Here is a 12,284-nt window from a genome sequence, read left to right as displayed (position 1 = left end):
GACCCGCCCCACCGACCTCGACACCACAGGAGTCATCGTGAGCAACGAAGCCACCCGACCGACCGACCACCGCACGCCCCTCCGCGCCGGCGACCAGACGCAGACGGCCGAGGAACTGCAGCGCGAGTGGGACACCGAGCCACGCTGGGACGGGGTCCGCCGCGACTACACCGCCGAGGACGTCGTCCGCCTGCGTGGCGGTGTCCGGGAGGAACCGACGCTCGCCCGCCGAGGCGCGGAGCGGCTGTGGAACCTCCTCCACACCGAGGAGTGGGTTCCTGCACTCGGCGCGCTGACCGGCAACCAGGCCGTGCAGCAGGTCCGGGCTGGCCTGCAGGCGATCTACCTCTCCGGCTGGCAGGTCGCCGCCGACGCGAACCTCTCCGGGCAGACCTACCCCGACCAGAGCCTCTACCCGGCGAACTCGGTTCCGGCGGTCGTCCGGCGGATCAACAACGCGCTGCTCCGGGCTGAGCAGATCGACTTCGCCGAGCGAGCCGTCGGGGAGACGCCGGGACCCGAGGCGATCGACTGGCTCGCGCCGATCGTCGCCGACGCCGAAGCCGGCTTCGGTGGGCCGCTCAACGCCTACGAACTCATGGCCGGCATGATCCAGGCCGGCGCCGCGGGCGTCCACTGGGAGGACCAGCTCGCGGCTGAGAAGAAGTGCGGCCACATGGGCGGCAAGGTGCTGGTGCCGACGAGCCAGCACATCCGGACGCTCAATGCGGCCCGGCTGGCGGCGGACGTCGCCGGCGTCCCGACCATCGTCATCGCCCGCACCGATGCGCTGGCAGCCACGCTCCTCACGAGCGACATCGACGAGCGCGATCTGCCGTTCCTGAACGGGAACCGGACCCCGGAGGGCTTCTACGAGGTGGAGAGCGGCATCGGTCCGGTGCTCGCGCGCGGCCTCGCCTACGCGGAGTACGCCGACCTGCTCTGGGTCGAGTCGGCGCAACCCGACCTCGACCTCGCCCGTCGGTTCGCCGAGGCCGTCCACGAGCGGTTCCCGGGCAAGCTGCTCGCCTACAACTGCTCGCCGTCGTTCAACTGGAAGTCGCACCTCGACGATGCGCAGATCGCGTCCTTCCAGCGGGAGCTCGCCGCCATGGGATACGCGTTCCAGTTCATCACCCTCGCCGGCTTCCACGCGTTGAACCACTCGATGTTCACGCTGGCGAGCGACTACAAGGAGCGGGCGATGAGCGCCTACGTCGACCTCCAGGAAGCCGAGTTCGCCGCGGAAGCCAGCGGCTACACGGCCACCAAGCACCAGCGCGAAGTCGGTACCGGCTACTTCGACCTCGTCGCGACCGCCCTCAACCCCGGCAGCGCCACCCTCGCCCTCGCCGGGTCGACCGAGGAACAACAGTTCCACTGATCCATGCGCAGACGCGTTCCCTGCGCCCACACCCAGTTCCTGCACCCGGCCCCTGAGCCTGTCGAAGGGCCATCCGACGCACGACCATCCGAAACGGAGTCACCCCATGAACACCATGCTCGCTTCCCCGTCCACACCCACCACCGCGCCGGTGCCCACGCAGCGCACCGGCCCGGCCATCGAGGTCGTCGGTCGGCTCGGTGACCGGTACGACGAGATCCTCACCCCGGACGCCCTCGCCTTCCTCGCCGAACTGCACCAGCGGTTCGCGGGTGCGCGGCACGACCGCCTCGCCGAGCGCATGCGCCGACGCTTCGAGATCGGGAACGGCCGCGACCCGCGGTTCCGCGACGACACCGCGGCGATCCGGGAGGACCGCTCCTGGCGGGTCGCCGGCGCCGGGCCCGGTCTCGAGGACCGTCGGGTCGAGATCACCGGCCCCACCGATCCGAAGATGACGATCAACGCCCTCAACTCCGGCGCGAACGTCTGGCTCGCCGACCAGGAGGACGCGACGAGCCCGACGTGGGCCAACGTCATCGGCGGTCAGCTCTCGCTGCGTGACGCCGTCCGCGGCGAACTGACGTTCACGAACGAGGCGGGGAAGGTGTACCGCGTCACCGCGACGGAGACGCCGACGATCGTCATGCGCCCGCGCGGCTGGCACCTCGTGGAGAAACACCTGCGGTTCATCGACCGCTCCGGGGCGGCGATGGCGGCCTCCGGGAGCCTCGTCGACTACGGCCTCTACGTCTTCCACAACGCCCGAACGCTCATCGACACCGGCCGCGGGCCCTACTTCTACCTCCCGAAGTTGGAGTCGAGCGAGGAGGCGCACCTCTGGGACGACGTCTTCACGTTCACCGAGCAACGCCTGGGTCTCGACCACGGCACGATCCGCGCCACCGTGCTCATCGAGACGCTCCCGGCGGCGTTCGAGATGGACGAGATCCTCTACGCGCTCCGCGACCACTGCGCCGGCCTCAACGCCGGTCGGTGGGACTACATCTTCTCGATCATCAAGAACTACCGGGGGCGCGGTGCCCGGTTCGTCCTGCCCGACCGCAGCGAGGTGACGATGACGGTGCCGTTCATGCGCGCGTACACCGAGCTCCTCGTGCAGACGTGCCACCGCCGCGGCGCGCACGCGATCGGCGGGATGTCCGCGTTCATCCCGAACCGGCGCGATCCGGAGGCGACGGCGCGCGCCATCGAGAAGGTCTCAGCCGACAAGCGCCGCGAGGCGGGCGACGGCTTCGACGGGACCTGGGTGGCGCACCCGGAACTGATCGAGACCGCCAGGACCGAGTTCGACGCGGTCCTCGGCGATCGTCCGAACCAGCTCGACCGACTGCGTGAGGATGTGTCGGTGACACCGTCGCAGCTCCTCGACGTGCGCATCGGTCGAGCGGTCACGGACGCCGGTCTCCGCGACAACGTGTCGATCGCCGTCCGCTACCTCGACTCCTGGCTCCGCGGGATCGGCGCCGCGGCCATCGACGGCTTGATGGAGGATGCGGCGACGGCGGAGATCAGTCGATCGCAGGTGTGGCAGTGGATCCACCAGGACGTCGCGACCGACGACGGCCGTCCGATCACCCGTGAGCGGGTCGAGGACCTCCTCGACGAGCTCCTCGCCTCGCTGCCCCGCACCGCGGACGACCGCTTCGACGACGCCGCCGAGCTGTTCCGCGAGGTGGCACTCCGCGACGAGTTCCCGACCTTCCTCACCGTCCCGGCGTACACGCGGTACCTCGTCGACCCCGCATGAGGGCCGAGGTGAGGCACGTCGTCGTTCCCGGGCGCTCCGGGCGACGAGGTGCCTCACCTCGCTGCAGGACACAGACTGTCCTCTCGACACCGGGTTCGGTACGCTCGGACTCGTGCCTGAATCGACTCCCACGCCCCGCCTGTCCACGAAGATCTCAGCGATCGCCGAGTCCGCCACGCTGAAGGTGGACGCGAAGGCGAAGGCGCTGCAGGCGCAAGGCCGGCCCGTGATCTCCTATGCGGCGGGCGAGCCGGACTTCCCGACGCCCGAGCACATCGTCGAGGCGGCGCTCGTCGCCGCCCGCGACCCGAAGGCGCACCGGTACACCCCAGCGGCCGGCCTGCCGGACCTCCGCGCCGCCATCGCGGAGAAGACGCTCCGCGACTCCGGTCTCGAGGTCGACCCGAGCCGCGTCATCGTCACCAACGGCGGCAAGCAGTCGGTGTACGAGGCGTTCCAGGTCCTCCTGAACCCGGGCGACGAGGTCATCGTGCCGACGCCGTTCTGGACCACCTACCCCGAGGCCATCGCGCTCGCCGACGGTGTCGCGGTCGACGTCTTCGCGGACGCCTCGCAGAACTACCAGGTCACCGTCGAACAGCTCGAGGCGGCACGCACCCCGCGCACCAAGGTCCTCCTGTTCGTCTCCCCCTCGAACCCGACCGGCTCCGTCTACTCCCCCGAGCAGACGAAGGCGATCGGCGAGTGGGCGCTCGAGCACGGCATCTGGGTCATCACCGACGAGATCTACCAGAACCTCACCTACGACGGCGTCCGCGCGACGTCGATCGTCGAAGCGGTCCCCGAGCTCGCCGAGCAGACGCTCCTCGTGAACGGCGTCGCCAAGACGTACGCGATGACGGGCTGGCGCGTCGGGTGGACCGTGGGCCCGGCGGACGCGATCAAGGCGCTCGGCAACCTCCAGTCGCACCTCTCCGGCAACGTGAACAACATCGCGCAGCGCGCGGCGATCGCGGCCCTCACCGGTCCGCAGGACGCCGCTGAGGCGATGCGTGAGGCGTTCGACCGCCGCCGCAAGCTCATCGTCGGCGAGCTCAACAAGATCGACGGCTTCGAGACGCCGACCCCGCAGGGCGCCTTCTACGTCTACCCCGACGTCCGGGCCCTGCTCGGCCGCACGTTCGGCGGCGTGACGCCCACGACGTCCCTCGAACTCGCCGACCTCATGCTCGACCAGGCCGAGGTCGCGGCCGTGCCCGGCGAGGCGTTCGGGCCGTCCGGCTACCTGCGCTTCAGCTACGCACTCGGCGACGACCAGCTCCTCGAGGGCGTCCAGCGGCTGCAGCGGCTCTTCGTGTCCTGACCCGAGGTCCGCTCGCTCGTCTCCGGGCGAGCGGACCTCGCATCAGCGTCAGATCGAGACGCCGACCACCACGGGCTCGGGCTGCAGGAGGACGCCGAACTCGGCGTGAACGCGCGCCTGTACGAAGCGGGCGAGTTCCGCGATCTCGGTCGCGGTCGCTCCCCCACGGTTCGTGAGCGCGAGGGTGTGCTTCGTGGACACCGCGGCGCGCGATCCGGGAAGCGCGAACCCGCGACGGACACCGGCACGCTCGATCAGCCACGCGGCCGAGAGCTTCGCCAGGCGCTCCACGGGAGCCGGGCGAGGCGGGTTGACGACCTCCCCGAGCGGGAAGACGTACTCGGTGTCGTCGTCGGCCGCCGGGTCGACCGGCCACCACGGGGCGTCCCCTGGCAGCGACCGGGCGACGTGCTCGGACACGATCGGGTTCGTGAAGAACGACCCGGCACTGGCGGTGTCGGGGTCGTCGGGATCGAGGACCATCCCCTTCGACGCCCGGAGCGCCAGGACCGTCGTGCGCACCTGGGCCAGGCGGACCTGCTCGCCGAGCTCCACGCCGAGCGCGAAGGCGAGCTGCTGGTAGGCGATCGGTGCGGCGAGGCCGTCGACGCCGACGTCGTCGAGGTCGATGATGATCGCCACGACCACGCCGGAGCGCTCAGGCTCTCCGCCACCGTGGCGCTTCAGGACCGACGTCCGGTACCCGAGATCGAGCTCCGCGGCCGGAACGCGTTCGACGGTCTGCGACTCCTCGTCGAGCAGGTCGACGGCGACGAGCGACGACACGATCTCCTGCCCGTAGGCGCCGATGTTCTGCACGGGCGCGGCCCCGCAGGACCCCGGGATGCCGGACAGTGCCTCGATCCCCGCCCAGCCGTGCTCCACGGTGAAGGCGACGAGCTCGTCCCAGCCCTCGCCGGCCTGCACGCGCAGGCGGACGCGGCCGGACGGTGCGTCGAGGCGTTCGATGCCGCGGTTGGCCGCCCGGATGACGGTCGCGTCGATGGGCTCGTCGCCGATCAGCAGGTTCGACCCGCCTCCCAGCAACAGCCACGGCTGGTCGGTGTTCCAGACGTCGAGCACGGCCTCGATCAGCTCGGCCTCGCTCGTGCACTCCACGAAGGCTGTGGCGGGCCCACCCACCCCGAGGGTGGTGAGTTCGCTCAGACGGATGGTGTCGGTCATGGTCCTCCGAGTCAGGCGAAGCTGACGACGAGCTGCGCCTTGCCGAGCACCGTCTGCTCGGCGTAGGTGACGGTGAGGTCGACACGCGCGGTGCGGGCTTCCTCGTCGACCTTGCCGACCTTGGCCGCGATCTGGAGGTCGGCGCCGGCCTCGGGGTCGACGACGACCGGTCGGGTGAACCGCACCTGGTACTCGAGCACCCGACCGGGATCGCCGATCCAGTCGACCACCGGCTGGGCCGCGATGCCCATCGTCAGCATGCCGTGGGCGAGCACGCCCGGCAGCCCGACGGATGCGGCGACGTCGTCGCGGTAGTGGATGGGGTTGAAGTCTCCGGAGGCGCCGGCGTACCGCACGAGGGCGTCGCGCGTCAGGTGGACGGTCCGCTCCGCGACGACGTCTCCGACAGCCGGCATGGTCGGGGTCTGCTGCACGTCGCTCATCCTTCGTCTCCTCGCACCACGAGCGTCGAGGTCGCGGTGACCACCGGCTCGCCGGTGGCGTCGGTCATGACCGAGTCGCACGTCACCATCGAGTGGCCGCCCAGGGACTTCACCGCGGTGACGGTGAGCTGCGCGGTGAGCTCGTCGCCGGCGACGATCGGACGGTGGTGCACGAAGCGCTGGTCGCCGTGGACCACCCGGCTGAAGTCGATACCCGCGTCGGGTGCGGCGAGCAGTTGCTGGAGTGTGTGCTCCTGGACGACGACGGCGAACGTGGGCGGCGCCACGACATCGGCGTATCCTGCGGCGCGCGCCGCCTCCGGATCGAGGTTGATCGGGTTCGTCGCGAAGACGGCCCGCGAGAACTCGCGGATCTTCTCGCGTCCGACCAGGTACGGGGCGACGGGCGGGAAGACCCGACCGGCGAGCTCTGGGTTCACTGACACGCCCTCCAGCCTACCCGCTGCCCCGGCCGGGCGACCGGGCACGGCCGGACCGGCAGCGGTCGGTCAGGAGCGCTTGAGCGCCTGGAACACCATGCGGATGGCGATGACCACGAGGAACGCCGCGAAGAGCAGGTTGCCGACGAACGGCGGGACGACCGACGCGACGATGGCGCCGAGGGCGGTGGTCGTGCACGCGGCGACACCGATGATCGCTGCAGCCGTCAGGTCGACGTTGCCTCGCCGGACGTTGCCGATGGTGCCGGAGATCGCGGTCGGCACCATCATGAGCAACGAGGTGCCCTTGGCGATGAGGTCGCTCGCACCGAACAGCAGGATGAGCATCGGCACGACGACGACCCCGCCGCCGATGCCGAGCAGCCCCGACAGGACACCGGTCAGGAAGCCGAGCACGATGAGGCCGATGATCGAGCCGACGTGCAGATCGATCTCGGCAGTGCGGGACGGGACGATGAGGAACAGCGAGACCACCACGACGAGCAGGAAGCCGATGAAACCCCACTGGAGGGCCTTCTTGGGGAGCTTGGAGAGGAGGTAACTGCCGAGTTGTGCCCCGCCGATCGCACCGATCGCCAAGAGGATCGCCGCCACCCAGTCGACGGTCCCGTTCACCGCGTAGGACACGACGCCGACGAGCGAGGTCGGGACGATCGCGGCGAGCGACGTCCCAGCCGCGAGCCGCTGGCCGAACCCGAGCAGGAAGACGACGGCGGGGACGATCAGGATACCGCCGCCGACCCCGAACAGCCCGGAGAGGAATCCGGCGGTCAGTCCGATGCCGATGAGCCAGGCGATGCCCGACGGGGAGCGGACCGGACGGCCGGTCGAGTCGCTCCCGCTCACTGCGCGCTGGAGCCGGACAGCGCCGTCTCGAGCGAGGGCGTCGTGCGAGCGGTACCGGCGTCCAGGAGCGACCAGCCGGCGTCCGTCGCCTCGATTACCGACACGGAGCAGTTCTCCAGGGGCGGGACCGTCGTGCCGGAGAGGTGGCTGAGCGTGAGTCGGATGAGCGTGCCGTGGCTCACGACGAGGACGTTCTGCCCGGGGAAGTCGCGTGCGATGGCGTCGATGCCGCGGAGTCCGCGCTCGATGACCGACTCCTCGGTCTCGAGGTTCGGGTACTGGTGGTCTGGCCAGTTCTCGAGGACCATCTGCGCCGTCGCGCCCTCGGCGTCGCCGTAGTGGCGCTCGACGACGTCGGGGTAGGTGGGGCCGAGTTCGAGACCGAGCGCGTCCGCGATGATCTGCGCGGTCTCGCGTGCGCGCCCCAACGGGGAGCTGACGACGACGTCCCAGGTGCCGGTGAGCCGCGGGGCGACCGTCGCCGCCTGCTCCCGCCCGGTGTCGTTCAGGGGGATGTCCGTCGTGCCCTGCAGCCGTCGTTCGAAGTTCCAGGCGGTCTGTCCGTGACGGATGAGGGCGATGGTCATGTCTCAAGCCTAACCGGCGCCGGACCGAGCTCCTCCGGCCTTCACCGCGACATGGGGCTTACTGCTCGTCGCCGATGTCCTTGGCCCATCGGATCCGGATGGGTCCGCGGACCGTCGCGCGGTCGACCGCCTCGTCGCCCTGCGTGATCCGCACCCGGCCTTCGTCGACCAGGCGCCAGGCGACCCGACGGGTGTCGTCCATCAGCGCTCGCCAATCGTCGCCGCCGACGGCTCGCGCGACGTCGGACGGACAGATGGACGAGGTCGCGGCCCGCTTCCCCAGCAGGTCCAGCATCGTCGACTCCAGGAGGTCGTCGTCCACGGCTGCCGCAGGCGTCGGGTCCGGTGCGGCTTCGTCGGTCATGGTCCCAGTATGCGCGCGCCGCTACGCGAGGTCGGCGTGCTGGGCCAGGTCCGCATGCTGCGCGACGAACGCCCGGGCCAGACGCTTCGTGACGCCGAGTTCCGCGACGAGATGCTCGAGGTCCGGCGCCCAACGCGCGATGGCCCGGAACTCGTCGAGGTCGATGAGGTTCGACGCGGCGAAGCGGTCGGCCTGCACCTCGTGCTTCGGTCGGTCGTCCTCGTGGCCGAGCACGCAGTGCGCGATGCCGTGCGCGAGGGCGTTCCGCCGGTGGACGGACCGGAGCGACTCCTGGATGACGATCGTGTGCGCGGACGGCAGCCAGCGCTCATGGGACACCCGAAGGGGCCGGAAGATCACGGCGAGACCGAGCTCCTCCGCGTGCGCATACGGGTCGTAGGCGCGCCCACGCTCACGGGGCTTCCGGCTCGGGTTGCTCCAGTTCTCCATCGGTGATTGCCGCCCCACGTTCCCCCTCCAACTGCTCCGTCGTCCACGACGCAGCTTCCCTCTGCCGGCGTCTGCGATCCAGCTCGTCATTCGTAGCAGTGGTGTCCGACACCGGAGCCACACGCTCGTCGTCGCTCGCCCGCAGTTCGGCCTCGATCCGACTCATCCCCCCGACGGCTTGCAGCGCGTCGGCCAGGAGGCGCACCGGATCGGCGCCGGTCGCCGCGCAGAGCGTGACGAAGGTCGGGCCACTGATCTCGCTGCGACCGGCGAGGACACGTTGCAGCGTCGTCGGACTCATCCCCGTCGCCTCAGCCAGGGCGCGCTGATTCATGCGTCGCCGCTTGTAGGCGGCGACGAGTTCGTCCGCCAACGCCTGATTGACCATCGCCTCTGCTGCGTTCACGCTTCGATCGTAGCCAGAAACCCTGTCGTGAGCGGCAGAAAACCTGTCCCATGCGCTCTATAGTGTCACCTCCGACCTGAATGATGCCAGATGAGACAACTTCTGGAAACCATCCAGGTCGTCCATCACCACCCACGACGCCTGAGGAGGCACCATGACCGAACACCGGCCCGCTCCCGAACCACCACCCACGCCACCGACCCCACCGCCCGTTCCGTTTCCGGCACAGCGGATCATCCGCACCGTGATCCAGACGACTGCGGCCGTGATCCTGAGTTCGGTGGCGTGCATCACCACCGCGAGCATCATCGCGCCACAGCTCCTGGAGGCGATCCGGGAACTCCTCCCGGACGACGTCTACGCCTGGGCGGCGGCAGCCGTGGCCACGACGGCGGCGATCGCCGCAGCACTGGCCCGGATCATGGCGATCCCCGGCGTGAACGGGTTCCTGACGAGACTGAGCGCAGGATCCACACCGCGCCATGCTCGACTCGATTCAGACGTCGAATCTGTCGCTGAAGAAAGAATTTCATGATGAATCGGCAAAATGAACTGGACAAGATGACGAGATGGTCGTAGAGTCTCTCTCGAACACACGTTCGAATGTCGGAGGACACTTCCTCCACGAAACAGAAAGGAGGGCTCATGGTTCTGAAGTATCAGCAACCGTTCGCGCAGACGGATCAGGCGACTGACGGCTGGAACTCGTGGGCGGGCGGCCGTAAACAGGCTCATCGAGGCGTCGACTACCAACCAGGTGCCAACGCGTCGATTCCCGCAGTGGCCACCGGGACGGTGTCGTACAACGACTGGAACTCGGCACTCGGCCACGTCCTCGTGATCGCTCATCCGGATGGCATGTACTCGGGATACTCGCACATGCGTGACCCGTCGCCGCATTCGCTGGGGGCGGCGATCACACGGGGCCAGCACGTCGGCTACGTCGGGAGCACCGGCACGGCGTCGAAGGCCCCACATCTGCACCTCACCATCACCTACACCGCGGACGGGACATGGAACAACGGCGACATCAACGTCACCGTCGACCCGTACGCATTCATCAATGCTCGCCTCAACGGCGACGACCCAGGCAACACCGGCGGACCTTCCGCCCCAACACAGGAAGAACTCGACGACATGGCAGCAAACCGAGACGCAGCAATCGTTCGCGATTACGAGACCGAGAAGACGACCGGAAAGGTGCGCACTGCGCTCCTCTACCCGGGTGGTCAGGCAGTCGCACTGACTGACAAGACCGACATCAACAGTGCCGTTCGGGCGCATGTGGTGATCTACGGGCTCTCGCCGACGAACACCGAATTCCAGGACCCGCGCGATCGATTCGGCGCTCAGGTCACGGCCGCGCAGTGGACGGCGTTCTGGAAGAGCTACCCCGGCACCAAGACCGGCGACTTCTCCTAGCGACGCGCCCCGATGCCCCCGAGCAGACCGTAACTGCTCGGGGGCATCCCCATCGGCACCACGAAAGGAGCCTCATGGTTCTCAAGTATCAGCACCCGTTCGCTCAGATCGACCTCGCCGACGGCTGGGGATCCATGGCCGGCGGGCGGACCCAACCGCACCGCGGGCTGGACTACCAGCCCGGCGCCGGAGCCACGATCCCGGCGGTCGCCGTCGGCGTCGTCTCCGCCAACCGCTGGAACGCGGCCCTGGGCAACGTCCTGGTCATCGCCCACCCCGACGGGATGTACTCGGGCTACTCGCACCTGGCGACCGCCTCACCGCACCAGGTCGGCGCAGCGATCGTCCGTGGTGAACCCGTCGGTGTCGTCGGGAACACCGGATCCGCTTCCAGCGGAGCCCATCTGCACCTCACCATCACCTTCACCGCGGACGGCACGTGGAACAACGCCGACATCGGCGTCACCACCGATCCGTATCGGTTCATCAACGCTCGCCTGAACGGCGACGATCCAGTCCAACCATTCAAGGAGTCAGACATGCCCAAGATCATCAGTGTGCCGGGCGGCACCATCGCGCTCGTCAGTGAGACGTTCGGCACCATGTACACGTCCACCAGCGGCGTCCAGGGGTCGTCCATCGCCGCCAACACGAAGGCCTACGGACAGGTCGCCGGCCTGACCGAGGACCAGGTGAAGACGCTCGTCGCCGAGGCGAACGCCCGAGGCCAGCGCATCGCCGACCTCGTCGCGGCCGCGCGGTAGCCGCGCAAACATGAGGAAGCCCCCGAGCAGACCGTAACTGCTCGGGGGCTTCCTCCATTCTGCACCGTGCACGTCCCGTGCACAGCGCCCAGGCTCCATGCTCAGGCGAACTGTGCGTAGAACGCGTCCGGGTCATGGGCGAGCGACGCCTTGACCATGGCACTCCACTCGTCGACGACGACCTCGGAAGCGCCGCCTGCGACGCCGTCGAGGCTGGCCCGCGCGACGTCCGCGGGGTCGACCATCGGGCCGTCGTAACCGGCCATGATGTCGGTGTCGGCGGCCCCGAGGTGGAGCCCCTGCACCGTGACACCCTTCGGGGCGAGTTCCAAGCGGACCGCGTTCGTCATGTTCCACTCCGCCGCCTTTGCCGCGGCGTATCCGCCGGAGCCGGGATGCGCGAACCAGCTCAGGGCGGAGAGCACGTTGACGATCGCCCCTCCGCCGTTCGCCTCGATCACCGGCGCGAACGCACGCACCATGGCGAGGTTGCCCCAGTAGTGCGTGTCCATCTCCCGCCGGGCGTTCGCGAGGTCGTCGGTCAGCATCGAGCCCTGCGTGGCGATCCCGGCGTTGTTGATGAGCAGGGTGACGTCGGTCGCGATCTCGGCCGCCGCATCGACGGACGCTTGATCGGTGATGTCGAGCTGCAGCACCTCCACACCCGGGATGTCGACGAGTTCCGGGCGCCGTGCGGTGGCATACACCTTCGAGGCCCCGCGCTCGAGCAGCTGCACGACGAACCTGCGTCCGATGCCCCTGTTCGAGCCGGTGACGAGTGCGACGGATCCTGCGATGTCCATGATTCCCTTCCGCGTGTGGGGCGATCCCACAGCAGCCTGGTTAGGCTAAGACCTCACATCAATGTCAGGTGCAA

Annotated in this window: 15 protein-coding genes; 6 read left to right on the top strand and 9 right to left on the bottom strand. The window is 69.1% G+C overall.

Annotation, left to right across the window (positions count from 1 at the left end):
• Positions 1-37 precede the first annotated feature (37 nt).
• The 3 genes from aceA to CCK91_RS16340 all read left to right on the top strand — a co-directional run bounded on the left by aceA (position 38) and on the right by CCK91_RS16340 (position 4,479).
• Positions 38-1,384 carry an isocitrate lyase gene (aceA, locus tag CCK91_RS16350; RefSeq protein WP_086475115.1) on the top strand — a complete coding sequence of 449 codons (1,347 nt, stop codon included), beginning with the start codon at positions 38-40 and terminating at the stop codon, positions 1,382-1,384.
• A 115-nt stretch (positions 1,385-1,499) separates the two neighbouring features.
• Positions 1,500-3,155, top strand: coding sequence for a malate synthase A (gene aceB, locus CCK91_RS16345; protein WP_086475114.1), 1,656 nt, complete (start codon positions 1,500-1,502; stop codon positions 3,153-3,155).
• 112 nt (positions 3,156-3,267) lie between these two features.
• Positions 3,268-4,479 (top strand): pyridoxal phosphate-dependent aminotransferase, encoded by a 1,212-nt coding sequence (locus tag CCK91_RS16340; RefSeq protein WP_086474911.1) that lies wholly within the window; start codon positions 3,268-3,270, stop codon positions 4,477-4,479.
• Between the two features lie 48 nt (positions 4,480-4,527).
• On the opposite strand, the gene CCK91_RS16335 is transcribed toward CCK91_RS16340, so the two are convergent.
• The 8 genes from CCK91_RS16335 to CCK91_RS16300 all read right to left on the bottom strand — a co-directional run bounded on the left by CCK91_RS16335 (position 4,528) and on the right by CCK91_RS16300 (position 9,221).
• A complete protein-coding gene (locus tag CCK91_RS16335) occupies positions 4,528-5,664 on the bottom strand; it encodes a UDP-N-acetylmuramate dehydrogenase (RefSeq protein ID WP_086474910.1) in 1,137 nt (378 codons plus the stop codon).
• An 11-nt stretch (positions 5,665-5,675) separates the two neighbouring features.
• Positions 5,676-6,107, bottom strand: a complete 432-nt coding sequence (locus tag CCK91_RS16330) for a MaoC family dehydratase (RefSeq protein ID WP_242664583.1) — start codon at positions 6,105-6,107, stop codon at positions 5,676-5,678.
• Positions 6,104-6,553 (bottom strand): MaoC family dehydratase N-terminal domain-containing protein, encoded by a 450-nt coding sequence (locus tag CCK91_RS16325; protein ID WP_085512810.1) that lies wholly within the window; start codon positions 6,551-6,553, stop codon positions 6,104-6,106. Before CCK91_RS16325 ends, CCK91_RS16330 begins: the two co-directional genes overlap by 4 nt.
• A gap of 63 nt (positions 6,554-6,616) precedes the next feature.
• Entirely contained in the window at positions 6,617-7,414 is a 798-nt protein-coding gene (locus CCK91_RS16320; protein WP_086474909.1) for a sulfite exporter TauE/SafE family protein, read from the bottom strand.
• Complete coding sequence (locus CCK91_RS16315) at positions 7,411-8,001, bottom strand: histidine phosphatase family protein (RefSeq protein ID WP_086474908.1); 591 nt, start codon at positions 7,999-8,001, stop codon at positions 7,411-7,413. The genes CCK91_RS16320 and CCK91_RS16315 overlap by 4 nt, the downstream gene beginning before the upstream one ends.
• A 58-nt stretch (positions 8,002-8,059) precedes the next feature.
• Positions 8,060-8,365 carry a DUF3253 domain-containing protein gene (locus tag CCK91_RS16310; RefSeq protein ID WP_207568250.1) on the bottom strand — a complete coding sequence of 102 codons (306 nt, stop codon included), beginning with the start codon at positions 8,363-8,365 and terminating at the stop codon, positions 8,060-8,062.
• Between the two features lie 21 nt (positions 8,366-8,386).
• Positions 8,387-8,833, bottom strand: coding sequence for an ImmA/IrrE family metallo-endopeptidase (locus CCK91_RS16305; RefSeq protein ID WP_165767072.1), 447 nt, complete (start codon positions 8,831-8,833; stop codon positions 8,387-8,389).
• Positions 8,778-9,221, bottom strand: coding sequence for a helix-turn-helix domain-containing protein (locus CCK91_RS16300; protein WP_133060026.1), 444 nt, complete (start codon positions 9,219-9,221; stop codon positions 8,778-8,780). Before CCK91_RS16300 ends, CCK91_RS16305 begins: the two co-directional genes overlap by 56 nt.
• 244 nt (positions 9,222-9,465) lie before the next feature.
• Between CCK91_RS16300 and CCK91_RS16295 the strand changes: the two genes are divergently transcribed.
• From CCK91_RS16295 to CCK91_RS16285, 3 genes are all read left to right on the top strand, one after another.
• Complete coding sequence (locus CCK91_RS16295) at positions 9,466-9,756, top strand: hypothetical protein (RefSeq protein ID WP_086474905.1); 291 nt, start codon at positions 9,466-9,468, stop codon at positions 9,754-9,756.
• A 110-nt stretch (positions 9,757-9,866) separates the two neighbouring features.
• The gene (locus CCK91_RS16290) at positions 9,867-10,643 is read left to right on the top strand and encodes a M23 family metallopeptidase (RefSeq protein ID WP_165767071.1); all 777 of its coding nucleotides are present in this window, start codon (positions 9,867-9,869) and stop codon (positions 10,641-10,643) included.
• Positions 10,644-10,717: 74 nt separating this feature from the next.
• Positions 10,718-11,407 (top strand): M23 family metallopeptidase, encoded by a 690-nt coding sequence (locus CCK91_RS16285; protein ID WP_086474903.1) that lies wholly within the window; start codon positions 10,718-10,720, stop codon positions 11,405-11,407.
• A gap of 101 nt (positions 11,408-11,508) precedes the next feature.
• On the opposite strand, the gene CCK91_RS16280 is transcribed toward CCK91_RS16285, so the two are convergent.
• On the bottom strand, positions 11,509-12,210 hold the full coding sequence (locus tag CCK91_RS16280; protein ID WP_086474902.1) for an SDR family oxidoreductase: 702 nt from the start codon (positions 12,208-12,210) through the stop codon (positions 11,509-11,511).
• Between the last annotated feature and the right edge of the window lie 74 nt (positions 12,211-12,284).

Origin of the sequence: Plantibacter elymi (nom. nud.) (assembly GCF_900177795.1) — a bacterium.
GTDB classification, from domain to species: domain Bacteria; phylum Actinomycetota; class Actinomycetes; order Actinomycetales; family Microbacteriaceae; genus Plantibacter; species Plantibacter elymi.
The sequence above is the reverse complement of the archived record's forward strand: the minus strand, read 5'-3'. Positions and strand labels throughout refer to the sequence as shown.